At 37.2% G+C, this 24995-nt stretch carries 22 protein-coding genes; 12 read left to right on the forward strand and 10 right to left on the reverse strand.

Features of this window, described 5'->3' with window-relative positions; genetic code table 11:
• Positions 1–51 precede the first annotated feature (51 nt).
• Positions 52–543: a DUF805 domain-containing protein gene (locus LMB57_RS01125; RefSeq protein WP_229272100.1), complete on the reverse strand. Its 492-nt coding sequence runs from the start codon at positions 541–543 to the stop codon at positions 52–54.
• A 198-nt stretch (positions 544–741) separates the two neighbouring features.
• Here LMB57_RS01125 and LMB57_RS01130 point away from each other — a divergent pair, with 198 nt between their 5' ends.
• From LMB57_RS01130 to LMB57_RS01140, 3 genes are read left to right on the forward strand one after another with little or no spacing between them, the layout of a single operon-like run.
• On the forward strand, positions 742–2505 hold the full coding sequence (locus tag LMB57_RS01130) for a GmrSD restriction endonuclease domain-containing protein (protein WP_229272099.1): 1764 nt from the start codon (positions 742–744) through the stop codon (positions 2503–2505).
• 17 nt (positions 2506–2522) lie between these two features.
• Complete coding sequence (locus tag LMB57_RS01135; protein WP_229272098.1) at positions 2523–4055, forward strand: class I SAM-dependent DNA methyltransferase; 1533 nt, start codon at positions 2523–2525, stop codon at positions 4053–4055.
• Positions 4045–4578 carry a restriction endonuclease subunit S gene (locus LMB57_RS01140; RefSeq protein WP_229278029.1) on the forward strand — a complete coding sequence of 178 codons (534 nt, stop codon included), beginning with the start codon at positions 4045–4047 and terminating at the stop codon, positions 4576–4578. Before LMB57_RS01135 ends, LMB57_RS01140 begins: the two co-directional genes overlap by 11 nt.
• On the opposite strand, the gene LMB57_RS01145 is transcribed toward LMB57_RS01140, so the two are convergent.
• Positions 4575–5201: a restriction endonuclease subunit S gene (locus tag LMB57_RS01145; protein WP_229278030.1), complete on the reverse strand. Its 627-nt coding sequence runs from the start codon at positions 5199–5201 to the stop codon at positions 4575–4577. The genes LMB57_RS01140 and LMB57_RS01145 overlap by 4 nt on opposite strands.
• A gap of 42 nt (positions 5202–5243) precedes the next feature.
• Between LMB57_RS01145 and xerA the strand changes: the two genes are divergently transcribed.
• From xerA to LMB57_RS01160, 3 genes are read left to right on the forward strand one after another with little or no spacing between them, the layout of a single operon-like run.
• Positions 5244–6218 carry a site-specific tyrosine recombinase/integron integrase gene (xerA, locus tag LMB57_RS01150; protein WP_229272095.1) on the forward strand — a complete coding sequence of 325 codons (975 nt, stop codon included), beginning with the start codon at positions 5244–5246 and terminating at the stop codon, positions 6216–6218.
• A 6-nt stretch (positions 6219–6224) separates the two neighbouring features.
• Positions 6225–7280, forward strand: a complete 1056-nt coding sequence (locus LMB57_RS09865) for a restriction endonuclease subunit S (RefSeq protein ID WP_229278031.1) — start codon at positions 6225–6227, stop codon at positions 7278–7280.
• 50 nt (positions 7281–7330) lie between these two features.
• Positions 7331–10459 carry a type I restriction endonuclease subunit R gene (locus LMB57_RS01160; RefSeq protein WP_418887469.1) on the forward strand — a complete coding sequence of 1043 codons (3129 nt, stop codon included), beginning with the start codon at positions 7331–7333 and terminating at the stop codon, positions 10457–10459.
• A 56-nt stretch (positions 10460–10515) separates the two neighbouring features.
• Here the strand turns inward: LMB57_RS01160 and LMB57_RS01165 are convergent, their stop codons facing one another.
• Positions 10516–10755, reverse strand: a complete 240-nt coding sequence (locus tag LMB57_RS01165) for a HigA family addiction module antitoxin (protein WP_229272092.1) — start codon at positions 10753–10755, stop codon at positions 10516–10518.
• Between the two features lie 551 nt (positions 10756–11306).
• Between LMB57_RS01165 and LMB57_RS09785 the strand changes: the two genes are divergently transcribed.
• Both LMB57_RS09785 and rihA read left to right on the forward strand, forming a co-directional pair.
• On the forward strand, positions 11307–11432 hold the full coding sequence (locus LMB57_RS09785; RefSeq protein WP_003666121.1) for a hypothetical protein: 126 nt from the start codon (positions 11307–11309) through the stop codon (positions 11430–11432).
• A gap of 157 nt (positions 11433–11589) precedes the next feature.
• Positions 11590–12531 carry a pyrimidine-specific ribonucleoside hydrolase RihA gene (gene rihA, locus LMB57_RS01170; RefSeq protein ID WP_229272091.1) on the forward strand — a complete coding sequence of 314 codons (942 nt, stop codon included), beginning with the start codon at positions 11590–11592 and terminating at the stop codon, positions 12529–12531.
• 58 nt (positions 12532–12589) lie between these two features.
• On the opposite strand, the gene LMB57_RS01175 is transcribed toward rihA, so the two are convergent.
• Both LMB57_RS01175 and LMB57_RS01180 read right to left on the reverse strand, forming a co-directional pair.
• Positions 12590–13315 (reverse strand): potassium channel family protein, encoded by a 726-nt coding sequence (locus tag LMB57_RS01175; protein WP_229272090.1) that lies wholly within the window; start codon positions 13313–13315, stop codon positions 12590–12592.
• A 73-nt stretch (positions 13316–13388) separates the two neighbouring features.
• On the reverse strand, positions 13389–16277 hold the full coding sequence (locus LMB57_RS01180; protein WP_229272089.1) for a YfhO family protein: 2889 nt from the start codon (positions 16275–16277) through the stop codon (positions 13389–13391).
• A gap of 167 nt (positions 16278–16444) precedes the next feature.
• On the opposite strand from LMB57_RS01180, the gene LMB57_RS01185 reads away from it, so the two are divergent.
• The gene (locus LMB57_RS01185; RefSeq protein WP_229272088.1) at positions 16445–17629 is read left to right on the forward strand and encodes an MFS transporter; all 1185 of its coding nucleotides are present in this window, start codon (positions 16445–16447) and stop codon (positions 17627–17629) included.
• Between the two features lie 179 nt (positions 17630–17808).
• Here LMB57_RS01185 and LMB57_RS01190 read toward each other — a convergent pair whose 3' ends face one another.
• Positions 17809–18384, reverse strand: coding sequence for an RNA polymerase sigma factor (locus LMB57_RS01190; protein WP_003667942.1), 576 nt, complete (start codon positions 18382–18384; stop codon positions 17809–17811).
• Positions 18385–18731: 347 nt separating this feature from the next.
• Entirely contained in the window at positions 18732–19106 is a 375-nt protein-coding gene (locus LMB57_RS01195; protein ID WP_229272087.1) for a PaaI family thioesterase, read from the reverse strand.
• Between the two features lie 33 nt (positions 19107–19139).
• Here LMB57_RS01195 and menB point away from each other — a divergent pair, with 33 nt between their 5' ends.
• Positions 19140–19961 carry a 1,4-dihydroxy-2-naphthoyl-CoA synthase gene (gene menB / locus LMB57_RS01200; RefSeq protein ID WP_229272086.1) on the forward strand — a complete coding sequence of 274 codons (822 nt, stop codon included), beginning with the start codon at positions 19140–19142 and terminating at the stop codon, positions 19959–19961.
• Positions 19962–19975: 14 nt separating this feature from the next.
• Positions 19976–21397, forward strand: coding sequence for an o-succinylbenzoate--CoA ligase (locus LMB57_RS01205; RefSeq protein WP_229272085.1), 1422 nt, complete (start codon positions 19976–19978; stop codon positions 21395–21397).
• Positions 21398–21608: 211 nt separating this feature from the next.
• Here the strand turns inward: LMB57_RS01205 and LMB57_RS01210 are convergent, their stop codons facing one another.
• Genes LMB57_RS01210 through LMB57_RS01220 form a run of 3 tightly spaced genes read right to left on the reverse strand, consistent with a single transcriptional unit; the run spans position 21609 to position 23967 of the window.
• Positions 21609–21761, reverse strand: coding sequence for a FeoB-associated Cys-rich membrane protein (locus tag LMB57_RS01210; protein WP_229272084.1), 153 nt, complete (start codon positions 21759–21761; stop codon positions 21609–21611).
• Positions 21762–21767: 6 nt separating this feature from the next.
• Positions 21768–23759: a ferrous iron transport protein B gene (gene feoB, locus LMB57_RS01215; protein ID WP_229278032.1), complete on the reverse strand. Its 1992-nt coding sequence runs from the start codon at positions 23757–23759 to the stop codon at positions 21768–21770.
• 1 nt (position 23760) lies between these two features.
• Positions 23761–23967 carry a FeoA family protein gene (locus LMB57_RS01220; RefSeq protein ID WP_182589956.1) on the reverse strand — a complete coding sequence of 69 codons (207 nt, stop codon included), beginning with the start codon at positions 23965–23967 and terminating at the stop codon, positions 23761–23763.
• A gap of 222 nt (positions 23968–24189) precedes the next feature.
• Here LMB57_RS01220 and sufC point away from each other — a divergent pair, with 222 nt between their 5' ends.
• Positions 24190–24987, forward strand: coding sequence for a Fe-S cluster assembly ATPase SufC (gene sufC, locus LMB57_RS01225; protein WP_003666143.1), 798 nt, complete (start codon positions 24190–24192; stop codon positions 24985–24987).
• The last annotated feature ends 8 nt before the right edge of the window (positions 24988–24995 follow it).

Genomic DNA, 24995 nt, shown 5'->3' on the forward strand with positions numbered 1-24995 from the left:
ATAATTAAATTAAAAGAGCTGATGCTGCATTCGAGGCACCAGCTCTTTTAATTAGTCGTTGTTTCGTAATGATGGAATAGTAATATCATTATCGTAATTGGCACTCCACCACCCATGCTTGCTGACATAGCCTGTTGGCAAACAAAGAATAACTAAGAAAATTATATCAATGACTGAGGAAATAGTTTCCATCACTGCACTGTCGTTACTTGTAAAAATAAGGGAAAGTAACCAGAAAACTAAGACAGTCCAGCCCGTCAAGCCAGTATCGCGAACCCGCCGGACACAAATAGCAATTCCAGGAATAATAATAGCAATGGCAAATACTGCAATAACGAAAAGCAAGAAAATTAAGAATCCACCACCATGATTATAACCGTTCATAATCGAAGTGACAGAAGCAAAACCAGCGATTGCCAGCAAGAAATATAAAATAACAAAAATGATGAAATTAACTAGTACTGGCCACCAAAAGTCTGCTCGCGTTGAAGTAGCCCGGTACTTAAAGGCGTTTTGCCAGTAGTATTTGTAAGCTTCAAACATACAATTCTCCTCCTTAGATAGGTTATGGTTTGATTATAGCATTTTTGCAGGGATGTAGATTGACTTATGATTTGGGGAGGAGAAGAAATCATAGCTATAGCTGGTACATTTGTATGCTAACTTTTCACACTTTACTTTAGAGTATATAATTTATAGGATTACTAATTGTAATAAATATTGATTTTAAGGATATAAAGTATGGTAAAAAACTATCATGTTGATAATGTAACGATAGAAGAAATTCTTGGTTGGATTAAACAGGGGAAAATTGGATTGCCAGAAATGCAACGTCCATTTGTTTGGTCCACAGCAAAGGTTAGAGATTTAATTGATTCACTATATAATGGTTATCCTATTGGATATATCGTTACATGGCAAAATCCGGCAATAGGATTAAAGAATGATTCATCATCCAATAATAAAGAGATTATTATTGATGGACAGCAGAGACTGACAGCTTTAAAAGCAGCTCTCAGTGGCGAAAAGGTTGTATCTCAACAATACATAACTAAACGAATAAAGATATCATTTAAACCAAGTACTGGAGAGTTTAATACTTTAAACAGCGCAATTGAGAAAGATCCATTATGGATAAATGACATTTCTGATATTTTTAAGTCAGATTTTAATTCTTATTCGTATGTAACAGATAATGCAAAAAAGTTAGGAATGGCACCAGAAAATTTAGGGGCTACTTTACAGAAATTGCTTGCAATTCGGCAGTCTGAAATAGGTGATATCAAACTAGGATATAACCTAAGCATTGGTGCGGTTACTGATATTTTTAATAGAATTAACTCAAAAGGTGTTTCCTTATCATCTGCGGATTTAGCAATGTCACGTTTATCTGCAGATACAGTTCACGGCGGTAATAACTTAAGAAAACAAATTGAATATTTTGTACAGCTTCTGAATGATCCAAATTTATTAGAAAATATCGTGAAATTTGATTCTGACTTTGCTAACACCAAAGAGTTTAACCAAATTAAGTGGATTGCAAGTGAGGTAAATCCAATATATAAGCCTAGGTACGCAGATATTCTGCATTTAATCTTGGCAACTTCATTTAAACGTGGGAAATTATCAGATATGGTTAGCTTAATTTCTGGACGTGACTTTGAAGCACGAAATTATAGTGAAGAAGGAATGAAGGCTAATTACGCAAAAATGCAAATAGGAGCTACCTTAGTCTTTAATAAATCTAATTTCCAACGTTATTTGATGATTCTTCGTGATATGGGGATGCGAAATAGTGGCAAACTTGGATTAGTGGGGCATGGAGTGTTTAACTTTGGCTACATTTTATTTCTTTATCTTCATCGAAGTACTAATCTCTCCCAAGAAAAGATTGCTTCATATTTGAAACGATGGATTATTATGTCAGCATTAACCGGACGTTACAGTGGATCTTCAGAAACTATCACAGAAAGTGACCTAAAGATGATTAGTCGTGATGCAAATCCAATTAATGTTCTGGATGATATTTTAGATCGAGAAATGAATGATTCATTTTGGAATGGAACTTTGCCAAATATGCTACGAGTTCAATCTACTCAAGCATCGAGCTGGCGGATTTTTCAAATGTCACAGATCTATGGAAAAGATACTGCTTGGCTAGCAAAAGATACATCAACAGAAACGGTAATGTTAGAAGAAGGGAATATTCATCATATATTTCCACAAGCATACTTACGTAAAAATGGTTTTTCAAAAGGTGATATCAACCAAATCGCAAATTATGTTTGGGTTACTCAGCCAAAGAATTTAGAGATTAGTGATAAGGCCCCTAAAGATTATTTAAGTGATAAGAATATTACTGAGTTTATGTCAGAAACAAATAATAATGAAAATGCAATTCCAGAAGAAATAGTTGATTATGATTTTCATAACTATAGCGACTTTCTAAATCAACGTCGCCATTTAATGGCAAAAAAGATGCGTGAATTTTATGAAAATATGTAAAGATAGGAGTTTTTATTTTGGCAACAAAGTCTAAAGAGCTAAATATTGAAGATAAATTATGGAAGGCTGCTGATGCATTACGTGGAAGCATGGATGCATCAGAATATCGTAATGTTGTATTAGGATTAATTTTTCTTAAGTATGCGTCGGATTCCTTTGATGAAAGAAGACAAGAGCTTTTAAAAACAGAATATCCTGAAGATGCAGAAGATCCAGACATGTATCTAGAAAATAATATTTTCTGGGTTCCTCAAGAGGCTCGTTGGTCAAAAATAGAACATGCTGCTAAAACACCTCAAATTGGTGAAGTAATTGATGATGCAATGACCGCGATTGAAAAAAGCAATGATTCATTTCGAGGGATTTTGAGTAAAAATTATGCTTCACCAGATCTTGATAAAACACGCTTGGGTGAAGTAGTTGATTTAATTTCGGACATTAAGGTTGGAACTAAAGAATCTACAGATAAAGATGTTTTAGGTCGTGTTTACGAATATTTCTTAAATGAATTTGCTAGCCAAGAGGGTAAACATGGTGGTGAATTCTATACACCACGGTCAATTGTTAAAATCTTAGTTGAAATGATTGAGCCTTATAAAGGACGTATTTATGATCCTTGTTGTGGTTCAGGTGGAATGTTTGTTCAATCAGAAGAGTTCGTTCGTCATCATCAGGGAGAGTTGAAGGATCTTCACGTATTTGGTGAAGAATCTAACCCAACTACTTGGAAATTAGCCAAGATGAATTTAGCGATTAGAGGAATTGATAGTGATTTAGGCCCCCACCAAGGAGACACCTTCACTAATGATTTACATAAAGGTGTTCGTTTTAACTATATTTTGGCTAATCCACCATTCAACATTAAAAATTGGGGTGGCGAAAAGCTTCAAGAAGATGCTAGATGGAAATACGGTGTTCCACCAACAGGAAATGCAAACTATGCCTGGATCGAACATATTATTAGTAAATTAGCACCAGATGGGAAAGCAGGCTTTGTCTTAGCTAACGGTGCCTTATCGACTTCTAATAAGGAAGAATTTGCTATTCGTAAAGCGATTTTAGAAGATGATAAGATTGATGCAATTGTTGCTTTACCTGAAAAAATGTTTTATTCGACAGGAATTCCAGTTTCATTATGGTTTATTGATATGAATAAGGAATCTGAGGATGAACGCTCGCGAAAGGGTGAAACATTATTTATTGATGCACGTAATTTAGGTGAGATGATTGATCGAACTCATCGTGCATTTAATGATGATGATATTAAAAAAGTAGCGGATACTTACCATGCTTACCGTGGTACAAATGATCAAGAATATAAGGATGTTGCTGGCTTTTGTAAAATTGCGAAGTTAGATGAGATTGCAAAAAACGATTATGTATTAACTCCTGGCCGCTATGTTGGTCTTGCTAAACAAGAAGACGATGGCGAACCATACGAAGTTAAAATGAAGAGACTAACTAGTGAATTAAAAGAACAATTTGAGGAAAGTAACAAGTTACAAGCCCAAATTAAAGATGTATTGAAGGAGCTTGGATATGAAATTTAGGTTATCTGAAATTGGCAAGGTTGTTGGAGGTGGAACGCCATCAACTAAACACCCAGAATATTATACTGAATTAGGAATTCCATGGCTTACTCCTAAAGACTTGAGCGGATATAACAAGATGTTTATAGCAAAAGGCAGTAGGAGTATAACACATGAGGGATTGGCGAAGTCTAGCGCTAAATTGCTTCCTGCTAATAGCATTTTAGTCAGTTCTCGTGCTCCAATTGGCTACGTAGCTATTGCTAAAAATACCATTGCAACTAATCAGGGATTTAAAAGCATTATTCCTAACGAAAAGTTAGTAATTCCTGAGTATTTATACTTTGTTATGAAAACTAGTAAACAAGATTTAGAGCAAATAGCTTCTGGATCAACTTTTAAGGAAATTTCTACTAAAGTCATGTCAAATTTTGAAGTTGATATACCCAGTTTAGATGAGCAGAAGAAAATATTAAGATATCTTTTACCAATTACCAGAAAAATAGAGAAGAATAGTAAGATAAATGATAATTTAATGGTTTAGAAAAATTTATTTAATATCTCATTCCTCAGGGCAGTAAGTATTACATTCTGCTTTGAATTCTGTGTAATCAATAATAAAAGTTCTCCAATTTTATTTATTTGATCAATAGTAAAATTATCAAGAGTAGGAATAGGTAAGTTGCGTAAAGTTGATAATGATATAAATTGTTGCGTACTGCCTGACAGATGAGAATTTATATAACTTTGCCCTTCTTTACTAATTAGATAAAGATAGACTAGGTTAGCAAGATCCGATGTTTCTCCTGCTTTAATTAAACCGACATTTTTTATTGCAAAGTTGACTGGATTTTCTATAACTTTATAGATAATACCTACTGTTCCAATCATACTAACAAGAATATCATTTGTATTAACCTTACTTCTCTTATTTATTTCCTCAAAATCAAGTTTTGAAATTAACTTTGTTTTAGAAAAGTCTATGGTATTTTCTTTTATAGCTTTAGATGTAACAAGAGGGTAACCAGTTTTTTGCTGTTTAGGAGAATTATGAGTCCCATCTCGTACATCTAATAGTTTTTTCAAAGCAACATATTGTTCTTTCTTAACAGAATCAAAATATGCAGTTGTAAATTTAAGTAAATTATCATTTAATCTACTAAGCATCTCTCTGTGGTGTATTATTTTTCAAAAACGGAGAATTGATTCATGCAAAGAGTAGAGTCTGAAAAATTGATTCAAAAAATGTTGCCATACTTGAATAATCAACAATTATTATGTCTAAGAAATGCACTAGATGAACTAATTACTACGGGGAATAAACAAGTAGATAGTTATAAGGATAACCAACAGTTACTTGCTAAATACTTTGCTTCTAAAAGAGCAGAAGGATGCTCGGAAAAATCGTTAAAGTACTATAAAACTACCATTACTAAAGCTCTGTCCTCAATTGGTAAAAATGCTAAAGAAATCGTGACAGATGAGCTACGTAACTATCTGACTAATTATCAAGAAGTTCATAACTCTAGTAAGGTAACTATTGATAATATTAGAAGAATCCTTTCTAGCTTTTTTAACTGGTTAGAAGATGAGGACTATATTATCAAGAGCCCAGTAAGAAGGATTCATAAGGTTAAGGTTTCAACAACTGTGAAGGAAACCTACACTGACGAAGAATTAGAAAAGTTACGTGATAATTGTAAGAATATTCGTGATTTAGCAATGATTGATTTCCTTGCTTCAACAGGTATGCGGGTTGGAGAATTGGTATTGTTGAATAGAGATGATATTAATTTTCAAGAGCGTGAATGCATTGTTTTTGGTAAAGGTAGTAAAGAAAGAATTGCTTATTTTGATGCAAGGGCTAAATTGCATTTGCAGAAATATTTATATACTCGTACAGATAGTAATGAAGCATTATTCGTTTCGTTATATAAGAAACATACACGATTAACAATTGGGGGAGTTGAATCACGATTAAAGCATTTAGGTAAAAGATTAGGAATTTCGCGTGTATATCCACATAAATTTAGAAGAACGTTAGCTACAACAGCAATAGATAAGGGAATGCCGATCGAACAATTACAGCGTCTTTTAGGACATAAACGAATAGATACAACTTTACATTATGCGATGGTTAAACAACAAAATGTAAAGATAGCACATAGAAAGTATATAGGGTGATGGAATGTGAAAAAACAATTAGGGGAAATTGCTAATCTAAAATATGGGAAGATGCCTAATAAAGATTTAATCCGAGATAGTGGATATCCAATATTTACGGGTTACAAAATATCTGGGTTTTATCCAATTTATATGTATGATAAGTCTGTAATTATTGTTGTTGCTCGTGGTGTTGGCGGTACAGGAGATGTAAAGATTGCCCCACCAAAATCATTCATAACTAATTTATCAATTATAGTGGATATTATTAATGATAAGCTTATAAATAAAAAATATTTACAGCTTCTTTTAGGTAGCTTGAATTTACGCAATCTAGATTCTGGGTCAGCTCAATCTCAAATTACTATTGCAGCTTTGTCTAAAGTCGAGTTAGACTTGCCAAAGAAAGATATTCAAGATGAAATTGCAAGTAAAATTGAACTGATAGAGAGAAAAATACAACTTAATAAAAGAATAAATGATAATTTAGATGCTTTATTAACTAATATATTCAAAAAATATATGATTAATGACGATTTTGAAAAATCAGACTTAACTCAAATTGCAAATTATAAAAATGGGTTAGCTATGCAAAAGTATAGGCCTAATTCTAATGAAGAAAGCTTACCAGTTCTTAAAATAAAAGAGTTAAATCAAGGAAATACTGATGATTCGTCCGATAGATGTTCGGCTAATCTTGATAATTCTGTAATAGTTAATACTGGCGACATAATTTTTTCGTGGTCAGGAACTTTATTAGTAAAAAATTGGACGGGAGACAAAGCAGGTCTTAATCAACATTTATTTAAGGTTACCTCTAATAAGTATCCTGCATGGTTTATCTATGAATGGACTAAGTATCATTTATTGAGGTTTCAAGCAATTGCCGCTGGAAAAGCTACAACCATGGGTCATATCAAAAGAAGTGATTTAAAATCATCACCAGTATATATTCCCTCTCAATTATTTTTAGAGAAAATGGATAGTCAACTAGCACCAATTTATAGTCAAAGATTAAACCTAATTAAAGAAAATCAACAATTATCGAAACTTAAGCAGACTTTGCTTAATAAATATTTTTAAGCTGCTAAATTATCATTTATCTCCCTAAATCAAACAGAAAGAGGTGATTTATTGTGGCAAGTTATCTTAACGAAGAAAATATCGAGGGCATTGCTTTAAGATGCCTTGATGAAGCTGGCTATCAAGTCTACAAAAGTGCTAGTTATACTAGCCCGAATGCAGAAATAGATGCTGAGAGAAATAATGATCATACACAATCTATTTTAAAAGGACAATTAGAAAACGCCTTACGCAAATTAAATCCTGGGTTTAATGATGAAGTATACCGTAATGCCATTCATCAATTTGAGATGCTAGCAGATAGCCCAGATATGATGCTTAATAATCATAAGCTTCATGAATTAATTATCAGCGGAGCAAAAGTAAAAACATCAATTAAAGGTGAAGACCGAACTATAACTTTGTATCCGATTGATTTTAAGAATGTTGATAACAATACTTTTGTTGCAACAAATCAATTTACAATGAAACAAGGAGAACATGAAAGAAGACCAGACATTACTCTTTTTATTAATGGGCTTCCTTTAGTTACATTTGAATTAAAGAACCCAGCAAATGCGAATGTAGGTATTCAACAAGCTTTTGCCCAATTTTCTACTTATAAAGAAGAGATATCTTCTTATATGCAATATAACGAAATTTTAATTGTTTCTGATGGGATTAATGCGCGAGCTGGGTCATTAACAGCAGGAATTGATCGCTTTATGCGGTGGCGCGAGCCGAAAAATGTAGATATTGACGATTCAATGATGGAATTAGAAATATTGATAAAATACATGCTTACCCCATCTGATTTATTAAACATCATTCAGAATTTTATTCTTTTTGAAAGTGATGGCGATAAGACAATCAAGATTTTAGCAGCATATCATCAATACTATATGGTTAATAAAGCTGTAAAAAGAACATCAAAAGTATTGGCTGATCCTGATGACAAACGAATTGGTGTTGTTTGGCATACGACTGGTTCTGGTAAATCATTGTCGATGGTCTTTTATTCTGGAATAGTAGCTCGTAAACTTGGTAATCCAACTATTTTAGTAATTAACGATCGTAATGATTTAGATGATCAGTTATTTGGTACCTTTGCGGCTGCTCATGAATATCTACAACAAAACCCCGATCACGCTGAATCACGAGGAGAAGTTCGTAAGTATATGAGTAAGAATTCTGGCGGGATTGTTTTTAGTACAATCCAGAAATTCTCACCAAACTTTGATACAGGTGAAGAACATATGCCTATACTTACAAACCGTTCTAACGTTATCGTAATGGTTGATGAAGCTCATCGGTCTCAATATGGAATGCAAGCAAAACTAACCGATAATGGTATTCGTTATGGATATGCTAAATATTTGCGTGAGGCTCTTCCTAACGCCTCATTTATTGGTTTTACAGGAACACCAATAAATACTGAAGATAAATCTACCGTGGCAATGTTTGGAAATTACATTGATGTTTATGATATTACTCAAGCAGTTAATGATCATGCCACGGTCCGGATTTATTATGAAAGTCACGTTTTCCCATTAAAGCTTAAGGACAATGCAATTGATGAATATCAAAAGTTAATTAAAGAAGCTGGTATCAATGACGATCCTAATCTTAGGGAAACTGAGCGACGGAATCGGGCATTTACTAGATTAGAGGCCCTTGCCGGTGCAAAACCACGGTTAGAAAAAATAGCCCAACACTTTGTTCATCATTTTGAATCACGACAAAAGGAAGAATTTGGTAAGTCGATGATTGTTGAAATGTCACGACAAAATGCAGTAAAGCTATATAATGAAATTGCAAAATTACGTCCTGAGTGGATCAATGATGATATTCATAAGGGAAAAATCAAAGTTATTATGACATCTAATGCTTCTGATGGCCCAGAATTTGCTAAATTTAAGACAAGCAAACAAGATCGATTTACGTTACAACAACGAATGAAAGATAACAATGACGAATTACAAATTGTAATAGTGGTTGATATGTGGTTAACGGGCTTTGATGTTCCAAGCATGAATACCATGTACATTGACAAGCCAATGCAAGGACATAATCTTATCCAAGCAATTGCTCGTGTTAATCGGGTGTTTAAGAATAAAGATAGTGGGCTAATTGTTGATTATATTGGGATTGCTGATGCTCTTCGTTTTGCCTTAAATGTATATACAAAGGATGACCAAGGAAAAGTTGGAATTAATGTTGATCGTGCACTAATGCTTCTAAAAGAGAAATATGACATTATTAAAGAAGATTTCCTATATGGGATTGATTACTCAGAATTTGATTCTGATGATAGCCAAACTCGTCAGAAGGCAGTTACTCGTGTTGTAAATGAATTAGCTGCAGAGGACGATGAAACAAAGCAAAAATTCTTTGATGTAGTAACAGAACTTCAAAAAGCTTATGCATTAGTTTCAACACAGCCTGAAGCCCAAGATTTAAGCGCGGAGATTGCATTCTTTAAAACGGTTAAAGTATTTTTAACTAAACTTGAGGCTCCTGATAATCCAGACGATAGTAAGGAGATTCATAGCTCAGTCGATTATCGAATGCAACAACTATTAGATCAATCAATTATTTCAGAGCCGAACGTTGACATTTATCGTGACCTAGGATTAGAACGCCCTAACTTAGATTTAATCTCAGAACAATTTCTTGAAAAAGTAAATGAAATTACTGAGAAAGATCTAGCAATTACTCTTTTAGAGAAACTGTTAAAAGGGCAAGTAAAAGCCTACCAAAAAACGAATATTGTTAAAGGCAAGAAGTTTGAGGAATTACTTCAAGAGTCAATTGATGATTACAATAAGCGGGGAATTACCAGTGAAATTGTAATTAGAAAGTTAATTGATATGGCTAAGGAAATTAATAAAGAACAACAAGAAGGTAAGAATCTGGGACTTTCAAAAGAAGAAGTGGCTTTTTATGATGCACTAGCTGATCATGAGAAAGCTGTTCAAGAATTAGGAGAAGAAAAGTTACATCTTATTGCTGCTGAATTAGTAAAGACTGTAAAGCAACAATCAGGGGTCGATTGGGAGCGGCGCAGTAATGTTCGTGCTAAAATGCGTGTTGCAGTTAAACATCTACTACGTAAGTACGGTTATCCACCTGATATTGCTCCAGATGCAATTAAGACCGTAGTAAAGCAAGCTGAACAAATGGCTTCTCAAGAGAGCTAATTATTAAAGTAAAAAGACTAATTGCTGTTACAACAACTAGTCTTTTTACCATTCACTTATTTTCGGTTATTAATATCTCTTTGCAACTTCAAGAAATAATTGTCAGAGACATGAAACACTTGTCCTAACCGTTGTGAAATATCTGTATTAATTATTAACTTATTATGCAGGATATGGTCAATTTGCTCTAAAGAAATAGTGGTTTCCTCTGATAAAGTTACTGGTGATATACTGAGTGGAATCATAAATTCTTCTTGTAAAATTTCACCAATAGTTGGCAATGGAATTTTCGTCATTTTACTATCTCCTAAGCTCATAAAATAATCTATTTTAATTATAGCTTAAATTAAAACCCTACTACTTATAAATTCTTTAAACTTGAAATCGCTTCCTTACATTATCACCCAAATGCGTTATAATTAACTTAACTGATCAACAAAGGGGCGATTAGATATGAAGTGTCCATGTCATAACTTATCAAAGAACCAAAAGATTGTTTTATTAACACTTGTTGCAGGAGCCTTAATTTGGCCAATGTACTTGCTATATAAGTTGGCAAAGAAGAACTAATTTTTTCCGAAGAATCACTTGCAGGTGGTTCTTTTTCTTTTAATGATATAATTTAGAGATTAATTTATGTATGAACAAGCTTACTAATGTTGGCTCAAAAAGAAGTAAGGTGAACTTATGAAACATATTTGGAAACTTAACCTATTTCAAAAGATAATTGTTTGGTTATTTATAATTGCTTTAATTACCTGGCCCATATATTTTTACGTAAAGGCAAAATGGGGCTAAAATAAGAGTGTAGGTAGTGATAGGTTTTTGAACAAAGGAGTAGATTCTTATGAAGAAAAATAAAACTGAAAACAAAACTACACAACCTAAGAAGCATTCAAAGAAGAAGTTTACTATTTTAGCCCTTTTAGCTGGCGCTATTGCTTTACCAATCTATTTAGTAAAGAAAGCGTAAGATTATAACTTATATTGAAAAGGATCACGATTAGGTGGTCCTTTTATTATGTCTTTTTAAATTTTTAATGATCGACATTAAACGGAATAATGTTCATTTGTTATAATTAATGTAACCGCTATACTAATGATTCACAAAGAAAGGATGCCGATAACAAATGACCAAAAAGATAATTCTTGACTGTGATCCCGGACATGATGATGCATTGGCGTTAACGATGGCGATTGCTTCACCAGAAATTGATGTCCTTGCTGTAACTACCTCTGCTGGAAACCAAACACCAGATAAAACATTAAATAATGCAATGCGGATGTTAACCTTACTCCATCGAGAAGATATTCCAGTTGCTCAGGGGAACCAAACTCCGCTGGTCGAGCCGCTTGAAACTGCACCGGAAGTTCACGGAGAAACCGGCCTTGACGGAGCTGCCCTTCCTGATCCCGATTTCAAAGTTCAACCAATTCCGGCTATTGAATTGATCGCTAAAACCCTTTGTGACAGTGATGAGAAAGTCACTTTAGTTGTCACCGGTCCAATGACAAATGCGGCCTTATTCTTGCGGGTCTATCCTGACTTGGCAAAAGAAAAGATTGATCAGATTGTCTTCATGGGTGGAGCAATGGGACTTGGTAACTGGCGTCCATCAGTCGAATTTAATATCTTTGTTGATCCGGAAGCGGCTAAAATTGTAATGAACTTTGGGTTACCCCTGGTAATGGCACCATTGAATGTGACCCATAAAGCTCAGATTATGAAGGATGAAATTGAGCAAATCGGGCAAATCGACAATCCAGTTGCCCGGGCTTTCCATGGTCTCCTAAACTTCTTTGAACAGTACCATGAAAATCCTAAGTGGGGTTTTAAAGGTGCGCCCCTCCATGATCCATGTACGATTGCTTGGTTGATTGATCCTACTATGTTCGGTACTGACAAAATGAATGTGGATGTTGAAACTCAAGGCGATCTCACACGGGGAGAGACGGTTTGTGACTACTATCAGTTAACTGGTAAGCCCCAAAATACTGAAGTCCTTCTTGATATTGATCGTGAGAAATTCATCCAATTGATCATGGATACCCTGCAAAGCTTTTCAGATTAGTCATTTAGATTAAAAATAACCTCCATTCAAGGATTTATCCAAGAATGGGGGTTATTTGCTAACGTTTATTTTTCTGAATCAAACGCTTAATTTCGTCTAACTCAGCCTTTAGTTGGCGATTTTCATGTTGAATTTTGACTAACTGGGCGGAAATCTTCCGTTCGTCTTTTTTAGCAAAGAATTCAGTAATTGTACTGGTAAGCATCCCAATAAAACCAATTCCCAAGAGCATCAGGACAATTGCGGCTGCCCGCCCAATGCCAGTCTTGGGAATCACATCCCCGTAGCCAATCGTAGTCGCGGTTGTAATTGCCCACCATAAGGCTGTTTCGTAAGAGACTTTCTCTGAGATACAAAACATTGCAGCCGCAATCATTATGACAGCAATCGTAATATACAAGTAGTAGAGCAGCTCATTTCGCTCAAAGAAGACGCCCAGACGACCGGTAAAACCGACTAAACGCATAATTCGCATGAGTTTAAGCATCTGAAAGGTCCTACCAATTTGCCCAATTCGGAAGAGAAAGAAGAGGCTACTGGCAGGAATGATTGATAGAAGTTCAAAGATGTTATCTTTAACAAATTCGCGTTTATTTGGTGAAATAATCAGGCGGATAACATAATCACTAAAGAAGACTAGCCATATTCCATTGTCAATCATATTGTAAGGATAAGTATCAATATTGATCCGCTTGGCATAATATGCAATCAGCATCCCAATCGAGATAACAGCTAAGATAGCCATAATAATTTGGTAGACAATGTAGGTAAACTTCTTATGCACGATTTTTTCTCCTGCCCATAGATTTAATTTTATCTTAAGCGTCTATTAAAAGGGATGCAAGAATTATTCTGCTCTACTTGCGCTTTCGTTCCCAGACGATCGTAATGATTCCGGCAAGAATGGTCCAACCAAGGCCAATCAAACTGAGTAATGCACCTAATTTGATTCCCGGCAACTCATAGCTAAAAGTAACATGGTGAATTCCAGCAGGTAAGTATACGCCTAAGAAAGCCTGGTTTGTTCGTAAGGTAGTTGCTTTTTTACCATTAACTTTCACTGACCAGCCGGTAGAATAAGGAATCGAAGAGGTAAGGACACCAGGACGAGTAGTTTTAATCGTTCCCTGAACTTGGTTACGTTTGAATTTAACGTCCTCTAGGCGATGGCGCTGCAATGTTTTAACTTCACGATAATAATTATTATCTAGTTTTTCTGCTACTACCTGGTATTTGAGCTCATAAGTTCCGAGTTTTGAAGGTTGGAAGGTAAGTGAAGTTGGAAGCTTGCCATCATAATAACCAATATTAAGCGTTGAATTAGTAACGTACTTAAACAAGGAAAGGGTACTTTGCCGCGCCTGTTCAATCGTAGCGGTTCCAAACTTACTGCCGATATTAAGCTTAAAGCTAATATCAGGTGAACCATTTAAAACGTGGTAACGCCAATAGCGATAGTGGGTATAGCGCTGATTAATAACATTGCCAGGGTTAAGGATAGTTTCCTTGAGATGTGCTTGTTCATAGGCAATCTGTTCTTTCATGGAGAAGGGGGTGTACTTAATCTTAGAAAATTCAATATGCAACTCGCTCCCCTTTAATTTTTGCTGCATTTTTTTACTTTGCAGCTCTGGTAATTGCAATTGATAAGTTTTTTCACTATCGGTATAGGTCAGCTTAGCCGGGTTAACCTTATTCAAGCGGTTAGAAACTAATTCGCTTTTAAGGGGATAGACATGCATCTTGAGCTTAGCGGCCTTCATTCCTCGGAGTTTTTCTTGCTTATCAACCAGAACACCGGTAGCTAAAACGCGTTCTTTTGCAGTTGGCGAGAGTGATTGATAATCTTTTTTGCTAATGTAGTTATCTTGCCAGTAAAGTAATGGGAAGGCATAGTTCGTTTTATACCGCATCGTTTGCGTGGGTACAAACTCATCTTTACTTTGCGGATTGCTTGGTTGCCCCTCATCGTAATTGATGACTGGATCGGTTGCTTTATCTAAAAAGTAACCAGCGGGAATCTTTGTCGCGTTCTCACCATTACTTTGAACAAAGAGATATTTAACGCCAAAGAAATTATTCATAACTGTCCGATCATCGGCTTGCCGAATGGGGATGTTAGCCTGATACTGGTTATTTTGCAGGCTTGTATTAAACTGTCCCAAATATTTATTTTGTAGTGAATAGTAAGAGTCAATGTTATGCAATCCGGAAGTAAGGTCGTTATCAAGGTTAGGGCCATCAATAATCTTATTTTGGCTAATGGTTGAAACGCGGTAAAAAGAATTGTTCTTCAAATCCTGATTAAGTTTACCGTAACGGTTACTGGTAATTGCCTGATACTCTCCCCGGCTCAGCATACTACTAGAGAAATCACCATTATAAGGGAAAGCCGCGTAGATTGCATTTACCCCGGCGTTAAGCATTGTAATCGCTAGTAACCACCGGTAAGGATGAGTAAATTTATTTAAGTGAATCAACCAGATGACCATTAGGGAGCCAATTAGGAAAATAACTGGCATAAAAATATCATTTTCATTTTCAAAAAAGAAGGTTGCGATCAAGACAATGAGGTAAATCCCCGTTGCCCAGCTTAGAACCGCCATTGTCTTTTGATCGAGTGTCGGAATGTTTTCAGCCAGAATACAGACGGCCATCGCCAATGGAAGGTAGATCAAGAGAGTCCAACGGTTAGACGCTGACATCATTCCGTTGAAGAAAGCGCCGACTGCTGGAATTAGCAGCATGATGAGGGCAAGGCCAAGGCTAATCGTTAGCAGGGGATATTTTCGCGGGCGGGAATAAATGTAAACAAGGGCGATAAACCCAATCGAAACGATCCCTAGCGCAGACCAGAACATGAAATACCATTGGCCACCGTTAATCAGTGACTTAGGCAAAAAGAGGTAGTAATAAAGGGGATATGTTTTTAAACCATTAGCAAATAATGATCCAGTCCGGGTTGAATTTGTGACCGCGATAATTTCGGGGACGAGCAAGACCGCTGATAAGAGGATACTAGTAATTGTCGCAAAGGCAAGTTTAAGCAAGGCTTTCCCATAATTAAGCGTGCGACGATAATGCGTTCCTACGCGAAGGACAAGATAGAGGAATGAACCAATTCCTAAAACATAAGCAAGGTAATAGTTGCTTACTAGCATCCATGTAAAGGCACCAGCAAGCGGCCAGGGCGATCCTTCTTGTAGTATCCGCTCAATCTGGACCACAATTAACGGAAAGATGATAAATGGTGTGGTAAAGAAAGGCTGAGCGATACAGGCATAGAGTAAAAACGAATTGACCAGGTAGGTTGTTGCCCCCATCAAAATGACACTATTGCGAAACTTAAAGTGTTGAGCGAAATAGACAAAAGCGAGGCCAACACAATACATCCGGATAATATTAATTACCTGGTAAGCAAGGGTAATCTTTGCTGCGGGAAAAAGTAGTGCCAGATAAGAGAAAACATCTCCAATTGTATAGTAAGAATATACTTGAAAGGTATCACTGCCTAGTCCCATTTGCCATGACCAGAAGTTTAGACGGGGATGGTGGAAGAAGCTAATCAGTGCTTCCCGATACTTTGCTAGTAAGGGTAAATGCTGGTTGAGAGCATCTTTGCTGAGGATAAAAGTATGGCCAGTAACTAAATATGTCCCGAAAATACATAAGGCTAAAAAGATGAATAAAATAGTATATTCACCATATAGTCTTTTTACTGGTCGTTTTTTAAATGAGAAATCCATAATTCCTCCTTGGATTAACAATCATTTTTAGGATATCTTTAATATTTTAACAAAAAAATATTAAGAGTGACGTTCTTAATTTTAGTGGACATTCTTAAAATTGGGGTGGTAAGTTCTAAAATGATCAATTACAATAAAAAAGATCTTTATATTAAAGGGGTAATTTTATGGAAAATATAGGTAACTTTACAACCGCAAAGAGATGGGGATCTTTTCTACTGTTGTATTTAGGATATATGGTTTTGTTTGCTGACCGAACAGTGATGAACATTTCCCTTGCTTACATCGGTAAAGACTTTCATGTTGGGGCAGCAGCATTAGGGGCAACCGCTAGTGCTTTCTTTTTAGGATATACCTTAATGCAGATACCTGGGGGATACTTAACTGATAAGTTTGGTAGTAAACTGATGGTGGTTATTTCCCTGTTTGCCTGGTCGTTAATGACGATGGTGACTGGTTGGGCATGGTCGCTTGCTGCTTTGATTGCGATTCGTTTTCTATTTGGGATTGCAGAAGGACCATACCCAGCAGCAGCTTTAAAACGAATTTCTGAAAATTATGATAAGAGTGAGAAATCACAGGCAACTTCTGCCTTAATTTCATCAAATTACGCCGGGGCAGCAGTAGCACCACTAATTATTGTGCCGATTATTGCTAGCAGTGGTTGGCGAAATGCCTTTGTTTGGCTTGGGGTTGGCGGGTTTATTATTTTACTTGCTTATTACCTGGTGGAACAGCCAATTAATAATGGTCAAAGAAATGGACAGGCTCGTCCCAAGATTGAATGGAAAAAGATTGACCACCGTGTCTGGGCCTTTGTGGTAATTGGACTTGCCTTGAATATCATTACTAAGGGGCTTGAAACCTGGATGCCAGTTTATTTCTTACAAGAACAAGGAATTAACTTGAAGAACTTGGCCTGGTTAGTACCATTGCCAGTTATTTCTGGAGGCATTGCGGCATTTATTTCCGGCTTTGTGATGGTGCATTTATTTAAGAAGCATGAACGATGGATGATTAGTATTGCTTCATTCCTGACCTTGGTTTTCATGTTTGGTCTCTTCAAGTCAACCTCATTAGTAGGCGTTGTGATCTTTGATGTTTTAATCTATTTTGTCAAATCGTTGGCATTTACTGGCATCTTTAGTTTCATTGCGCAGATTTTATCGGAAAAAACTTATGGGTCATCAATCGGGATTGTTAACTTTGGTGGGCAACTCGGCGGTTTTGTTGGTCCGCTCCTAATTGGGTGGATTGTCCAAGCAGCCGGCTCATATTCGGCTGCTTTCTTCGGGCTTGTTATCAGTGCATTAGTTGCCGTGATTGCATGTTTGTTTATTAGGAAAGCGTAAAAAATAAGGGAGCGAGACAGAAGTCACTTGTGACTTCGTTTTCGAGCCCCCGCAAGCAACAATAGGCCTCTAACGTCCGGCTTAGCCAGACGTTAGAGGCCATTGTTGTACTGCGTATTTACTTTTTATGAAAGTAACTTAACTTATGTCACAGCACCTTATTTTTGCTTTATAAGTCCTTACTTCATTAATACTTTTAATAGTTTGCCATGGCAACGATGTAAGGCACTTTGGACGCTCCGTTTAGAGCAATCAAGGGTACCAGCAATCTCAGTTATCGAATAACCAGTATGGAGATACACTAGTACTTTTCGTTCAAATGTCGAACAGTGGCAAAGTAAACGGTCAAGACTCTGCCGGCAATAAATAATGTCATCAGGGGAATGATGTAAAAAGTCGGTAAGTGTTTCAGCAAAATCATCGCTTAATGCGTAAAGACAGCCTGCTGGGATCCGTTTATGGGCTTGAGTTTGTCGTTGAATATCACGAATCCGGTTGGTTAAGCATTCCTTAAAAAAGCAGCTAAACATGCGCGGACCTTGATTATTGTATAAACGAATAACTTCTAGCATCACAACACGGGCTTCCTGTTCCCAATCTGCCAATTCAAGGCCGCTAATATTATATCGTTGCCATAGTCGGCGAACGAGCGGCCAATAACGGCGAAATAACTCTTCGAAGTCCTTATTGCTTCCGCGACGGGTATTGTTAATCAACTTAAGGTACTTTTCTTCATCTTCTTCATTGAAGCGCATATCAAAAATGCTCTCCTTTAAAACTATAATTTACGCGACATGCTTCCCATCATAGTGTTTGTCCTATTTATTTTTCTTCTCCCCAAATAGGTAAACTGACGACCTAAAAGAAGGGATTCATTCCTTAATTCAGGCAAGATAAAACGTTTTAATTTTATCACGCAGTTCGCCTCGCGTTGGTATTAATTTATCAAATGTCTTATTTTAGAACAATAACAGAATTTGTATAATCAGAACGATTAATCGAACGTTAAGGTGAGAAAAGATAGTATTAAGGTTGAATAACCAGTTTTTATAATTCTGAATAATTTTATTTTTGAATACTAATTAAAGAAATGATCAGAAGATTAAGGCCGGGATTGATTGATCAGAGTAACTATACTGGTACTAGTGCATTGATCATTACAATAGATATCGACTTGCCAGGTTTGGATTCGTCGACCACATTTAATCGGCGTTGCAATGGCCTTTAATTCACCATTTGATACCGCAATGAGGTGCTCTGTGGTAATATTAACTCCGAGAGCTATTTGATCTTGTTGACGATCAGCTAACCATTGATTAGCACCTAAGGAAGCTGCGGTTTCAGCGAGGACTGCGTTTATTCCGCCGTGAACAATTCCATAAGGTTGCTTGAGTTTATCACTTACTTTAACAGTGATAACGCACTTGTTGGCTGTGACTGATTGAGTTTGAATATCTAAATTTTCTAATAGGTTCATTATTATTGACCTCACAAAAGGAGTAGAGTAGTTATGACAACAGTTGATTGGCAACCGGTTAAAGATTATTCTGAAATTATTTTTGAACGAGCGGGAAAGATTGCAAAAATCACAATGAATCGTCCAGAAAAGATGAACGCCTTTACCCCCCTTACAATTCAAGAAATGATCGACGCGTTTACCATCTGTCGTGATGATAGCACAATTGGGGTGATTATCCTAACCGGCGCCGGTGATAAGGCCTTCTCATCTGGTGGTGATCAAGGAGTTCGTGGTAATGGGGGATATGTAGGTCCAGATAAAATTGCTCGGCTTAATGTTCTTGATTTGCAGCATTTAATCCGTATTATCCCTAAACCAGTTATTGCGATGGTAAAAGGCTGGTCAGTTGGTGGCGGAAATATCTTGCAACTTGTCTGTGACTTAACAATTGCTGCTGACAATGCCAAATTTGGCCAAACAGGTCCCAAGGTCGGCAGTTTTGATGCTGGTTATGGCTCAGGCTATCTCGCCCGCGTGATCGGTCACAAACGGGCAAAGGAAGTCTGGTTCTTAAACCACTTCTACAGTGCCGAAGAAGCTTACCAGATGAACTGGATTAATAAAGTTGTGCCCTTGGACCAAGTTGAATCGGTTACCTTGGACTGGTGTAACGAAATTTTGAAGAAGTCACCAACGGCATTACGGTTTATTAAGGCTGCTATGAATGCTGATACGGATGGACTAGCTGGCCTCCAACAACTTGGTGGTGATGCGACGATGCTCTTCTACACCACTGATGAAGGTAAAGAAGGGCGTGATGCCTTTAATGAAAAACGAGACCCTGATTTTGATCAGTTCCCTAAGTTCCCATAAAAGAGGCAATTTAAATGGAAACACAAAATTGGCTATTAAAGCAAGCAGCAACTCAGCCGAACCAGATTGCAATTGACGATGGGAATGAGCGCTTATCATTTATTGAATTAAAAAAACAGGTAGAGGTACTTGTGGGAAAAATTGACTACCTTAATCCTGGTTCGCGGGTTGGTCTCCTAGCAACCAATAGTCTGATGAGTTATAAACTAGCATTAGCAATCATGTGTAGTGGCCGCACGATTGTCTGGTTGAACTGGCGACTTGCTAGTGAAGAACTTGAACGGCAGATCAAAGATAGTAAACTTCAGCTGTGCTTAGTTGAAAATTCTCTCTGGCGCTCCGGAATGACGAATCTTTTTAAGTCATACAGTGCATTTTTGATAACGAGCGCTGATCCAGGAGAGTTGGTTCCAGTCTTTAAATCAAACTGGGTAGCTAGCATCATGTATACTTCCGGTACGACTGGTCAACCGAAGGGAGTTTTGCAAACTTTTGGCAATCATTTTTATTCAGCAGTCTCTTCCGCATTGAATTTAGGTTTGTCGCCTGCAGATAAGTGGTTATGCGTAGCGCCGATCTTTCATATTAGTGGTTTTTCGATTATCATGCGGGGATTAATTTATGGGATGACAGTTCGTTTGGTTGAGAAGTTTCGTGCCGAAGAAATTGAACGAATTTTGGCAAATGAAACGGTCACCATTATGTCAGTTGTTCCCTTTATGCTAAAAAAGCTTATTCAGCAACAAAATAAGACCAATATACACTATAATTCAGCATTTCGTTGTATGTTGCTCGGGGGCGGAACGATTGATCGGGAAACGCTCGAAACATGTCTGCAACGGTCAATTCCTGTTGTTCAATGCTATGGAATGACGGAAACATGTTCCCAAATTGCGGCATTACGGTCAGCCGATGCACTCCTAAAATTAGGATCAGTTGGGCAGCCACTATTCTCAACCCAACTAAAACTTAGTAAAGATGGTGAAATTCTGCTGAAAACACCGGCTTTAACTCCTGGCTATCTTAACCTGCCTAATAAACTACCTTCTAAAATGATTGACGGTTGGTACCGGACAGGAGATATTGGTCACCTGGACCAAGAAGGGTACCTCTATATTGATGGGCGCGCAGATGAAATGTTGATCTCTGGCGGAGAAAATATTTTTCCCCAAGAAGTTGAGCAGGTCTACCAACGTTACCCACAAATTAATGAAGTTGCAGTCGTTGGTCAAGATGATTCTGTTTGGGGCCAAGTGCCTGTAGCCTTTGTCGTCAGTGATCGTCGTCTTTCTCCAACTAAGCTAATGAAGTATGGTTATGAACATTTGGCGCGATATAAGGTTCCGCAACAGTATATTTTCGTTTCAGAATTGCCGAAAAACGCGAGTGGCAAGATTCGTCGGTTTATGTTACGAGAAAAATTGAATAGTGAGTAAAAAAACGAGGCTGAGAGAAAACAAAGGTTTTCTCTCGCCTCGTTTTTACGAACAATAGCAAGATAACGTGGAACTAGCTTCGCGTCGTCACAAGGCTCGAGTTTAAGTACGAACGCTAATCAGCCCGTGCCGTGCTAATCATCGTTCTAGCTTAGCCCACCGCCTTGTCGAGGAGATTATTTCCTACTTCCATGTCTCCAGATTTTTATAATTACTTTTTATTCTTTGCCAACTTTTTGATTTCACAATCGTAGTCACAAGCCGCACATTTACCTTGCTTACTTCGTTGAAAAGTCTTAACAAGGAGATAAAAGGCTAACGTAATAATTGCAACAATAATAATAACATTAATAATTAATTTCATTTTAAATCACCCAATAAACAATCGACCAACTTGAAAGATAATAAATGCAATCCCATAAGCAACGACTAAACTGGATGCAACAGAATAAAGCATCCACTTTGTAGAACCAGTTTCTTGCTTGATTGTTGCTAACGTTGCAAAACATGGTGCATATAAGAGAATAAAGACCAGTAACGTGTAAGCAGAAAGCGGAGTCATAAACTGACCAAGGGAAGCGATGAGGAACGCTTTACTGCTTGTGTGGAACATTACCATCATACTAGAAGTAATAACCTCTTTGGCAAGGATTCCTGTAAACAAAGCACTGATTGGCTGCCACTGGTCAAGACCAATTGGCTTAAAGACCGGAACAAGGATGTGTCCAAGGCCGGCTGCAAAACTATTAGCCGAATTAGTAACAAAACCACTAGGGCCAAAACTTGATAATATCCAGATTAAAACAGTTCCGGCAAAAATAATTGTCCCAGCTTTTTTAATAAATCCCTTACCCTTATCCCATGTGCCGTGCCAAATTACATCAAGACGGGGAAGATGATAGTGCGGGAGTTCAACTACAAACACTGAGCTTTCTTTTACCTTAAAGATTACTTGATAGAATTTTGCCATTGCTAAAGCCACGACAATCCCTAGGAAGTAGACTGATAAAACAATCAGTGCTTGGTGACGTGGGAAGAAAGCGGCAACGAATAAACTATAAATCGGTAGGCGGGCTGAACAGCTCATAAACGGCATGATTAAGGTAGTGATCAGTCGTTCTTTAGGCTGTTCAATTGTTCGCGCGGCCATGATTCCCGTAACATTACAACCAAAACCAATAATTAATGGAATAAAAGATTTGCCATTTAAACCAATCATCTGCATTACCCGGTCTGTTACTAAGGCTGCTCGCGCCATGTAACCAGAGTCCTCAAGCAAGGAAATGCAGGCAAAGAGCATGAAGATTTGCGGAATAAAGGCTAAAACTCCCCCGACTCCGGCGATAATGCCGTTAACGACTAGCGACCGTAATGCGGGAATTGCCCCTAGACTAGCGAGGGTTTGGTCAGCAGTAGTTGAAACCGGGCCTGAGATAAACTGATCAAGCATATCGGAAAGTGGGGTACCAACCCAATCAAAGGACAGCTTAAACATTACAAAGAAAATTAAGACGAAAATTGGTAAGCCAAGAATCGGGTTGGTAACGATTTTGTCGATTCGACTTGTCAGCTCAACTTGCCCACCGTTGTTAAGTGGATGACGGGTCTGATCAAGCGTGTCTTCAATAAACTGTAACCGGACTTCAAAAATCTGGTCGGCAAACTTTTGCGCGTCATAATATTTTTGTTGCGAAAGCAGGGGAGTTAGCCCTTTTTCTTGGGCAAATTTACGGATTACTTTATTCTTGCTTATGAATTGAATCGCTAACCAACGCGCAACTTGGGGTGAAAAAGAATAATCACTTTCCAGCGCTGTACTTGCCTGCCTGATTGCCTGTTTGATCATAGGGGGATAATCTAAATCGAGTTGGGTAGGGTGGAGCGAATTACAATTGATAGTTTCTTTTCGTAATTGATCAATTCCTTGGTGTCCACGTGCATTTGTTGTCATTACTTTACAACCCAGCCTTTTTTCAAGCAGGTCAATATCGTAGTCGTACCCTGATCGACGGAGGTCATCAATCATATTAAGAACCAAAACAACAGGATAGCCGAGTTCCAATACCTCGATTGTTAGCAAAAGGTTTCGTTTTAACTGACTAGCATTTGTAATATTTAAGACCATATTAGGTTGATTATGCATTAAGTAGTTAGTTACCACTGCTTCATCTTTTGTCAAAGGATCGAGTGAATATACACCAGGTAAATCGATAATAATAATATCCGTTCCTTTAAGTGTCCCTTGTTTCTTTTCAACTGTGACTCCTGTCCAATTACCAACATAGGCGTATTTATCAGTGAGCGAGTTAAACAGGGTAGTTTTGCCAGTATTAGGGTTTCCAATCAGTGCAACTGTTGTCATTTTATTCTGCCCCCGTAAGCATTGTAAAAACAGCATACCGCAAACCAATTCGTTGGTGATCATTTTCGATTATCACTGGACCATGAAAGGGATATTTTTGAACTACTTTAATCGGACACCCTTCACACAAGCCCATATCATGTAATCGGGCAGCAGTGGCTGTGTTTAAACAGTCAAATGAGTGAAGAATATAATTTTGTTGAATCATTATCGCCACCTGCCTTGTTAAATATTCCGAAATTGTATAAGTGTTATATTATATCTTATTATACACTCAAATTATTCATCGAGAAAGCGCTTAAAATAAATTGAGATGAATAGTTTTATTTTTTTATTATTCGGATATAATAAGAATGTAAAGAATTTATTGATATTTATGGAATATTTGCCGAGAATATTTTGGAATATTTCGGTCAGGAGGATGAATTTTATGGCAACACTAGAAATAAAGGATCTTCACGTTTCGGTTAAAGATGAAGAAAGCAAAGAAGAAAAGGAGATCCTTAAAGGGGTTAACCTCAAGATGAAGACTGGAGAAATTCATGCAATTATGGGACCAAATGGAACTGGTAAGTCTACACTTTCTCAAACCATCATGGGTCACCCTAACTATCATGTTACGCAAGGAGATATTCTTCTTGACGGGGAAAGCATTGTTGACATGCCAGTCGATGAACGGGCACGAAAAGGTCTTTTTCTTGCAATGCAATATCCCGCTGAAATTCAAGGGGTTACTAATGCTGAATTCCTTCGAGCAGCGATCAATGCTCGTCGCCCTGAAGATGATCAGATTTCAGTAATGGACTTTATTAAGAAACTCGACAAGAACTTGGAATTGCTTGATATGAGTCAATCCATGACTGAACGTTATCTTAATGAGGGATTTTCTGGTGGTGAAAAGAAGCGGAATGAAATTTTGCAGCTTTTAATGATTGAACCTAGTTTTGCGATTCTTGATGAAATTGACTCTGGACTTGATATTGATGCTCTTAAGGTGGTTTCAAAGGGCGTTAACTCAATGCGGGGCGACAACTTTGGTTCATTAATTATTACCCACTATCAACGTCTTTTGAACTACATTGTTCCCGATACGGTTCACGTAATGATGGGTGGCCGAATTGTAAAAACCGGTGGCCCTGATCTTGCTAAGAAACTTGAAGATGAAGGTTACGCTGGCTTACGTGACGAATTAGGTCTTGATATCAAACTTGTAGATGATGAAGACTAGGAGGCAGT

Origin of the sequence: Limosilactobacillus secundus (assembly GCF_020784695.1) — a bacterium.
Lineage (GTDB): Bacteria > Bacillota > Bacilli > Lactobacillales > Lactobacillaceae > Limosilactobacillus > Limosilactobacillus reuteri_F.

Bases quoted from the DNA above. Each gene is read 5' to 3' on its own strand.
- LMB57_RS01165 (WP_229272092.1), bottom strand. From the start codon at position 10,755: ATGACGAAAATTCCATTGCCAACTATTGGTGAAATTTTACAAGAAGAA.
- LMB57_RS01140 (WP_229278029.1), top strand. From the start codon at position 4,045: ATGAAATTTAGGTTATCTGAAATTGGCAAGGTTGTTGGAGGTGGAACG.
- LMB57_RS01145 (WP_229278030.1), bottom strand. From the start codon at position 5,201: ATGCTTAGTAGATTAAATGATAATTTACTTAAATTTACAACTGCATAT.
- sufC (WP_003666143.1), top strand. From the start codon at position 24,190: ATGGCAACACTAGAAATAAAGGATCTTCACGTTTCGGTTAAAGATGAA.
- xerA (WP_229272095.1), top strand. From the start codon at position 5,244: ATGCAAAGAGTAGAGTCTGAAAAATTGATTCAAAAAATGTTGCCATAC.
- LMB57_RS01125 (WP_229272100.1), bottom strand. From the start codon at position 543: ATGTTTGAAGCTTACAAATACTACTGGCAAAACGCCTTTAAGTACCGG.
- LMB57_RS01205 (WP_229272085.1), top strand. From the start codon at position 19,976: ATGGAAACACAAAATTGGCTATTAAAGCAAGCAGCAACTCAGCCGAAC.
- LMB57_RS01195 (WP_229272087.1), bottom strand. From the start codon at position 19,106: ATGAACCTATTAGAAAATTTAGATATTCAAACTCAATCAGTCACAGCC.
- LMB57_RS01210 (WP_229272084.1), bottom strand. From the start codon at position 21,761: ATGAAATTAATTATTAATGTTATTATTATTGTTGCAATTATTACGTTA.
- LMB57_RS01130 (WP_229272099.1), top strand. From the start codon at position 742: ATGGTAAAAAACTATCATGTTGATAATGTAACGATAGAAGAAATTCTT.
- LMB57_RS01220 (WP_182589956.1), bottom strand. From the start codon at position 23,967: ATGATTCAACAAAATTATATTCTTCACTCATTTGACTGTTTAAACACA.
- feoB (WP_229278032.1), bottom strand. From the start codon at position 23,759: ATGACAACAGTTGCACTGATTGGAAACCCTAATACTGGCAAAACTACC.
- menB (WP_229272086.1), top strand. From the start codon at position 19,140: ATGACAACAGTTGATTGGCAACCGGTTAAAGATTATTCTGAAATTATT.
- LMB57_RS01180 (WP_229272089.1), bottom strand. From the start codon at position 16,277: ATGGATTTCTCATTTAAAAAACGACCAGTAAAAAGACTATATGGTGAA.
- LMB57_RS09785 (WP_003666121.1), top strand. From the start codon at position 11,307: ATGAAGAAAAATAAAACTGAAAACAAAACTACACAACCTAAGAAGCAT.
- LMB57_RS01185 (WP_229272088.1), top strand. From the start codon at position 16,445: ATGGAAAATATAGGTAACTTTACAACCGCAAAGAGATGGGGATCTTTT.
- LMB57_RS01190 (WP_003667942.1), bottom strand. From the start codon at position 18,384: ATGCGCTTCAATGAAGAAGATGAAGAAAAGTACCTTAAGTTGATTAAC.
- rihA (WP_229272091.1), top strand. From the start codon at position 11,590: ATGACCAAAAAGATAATTCTTGACTGTGATCCCGGACATGATGATGCA.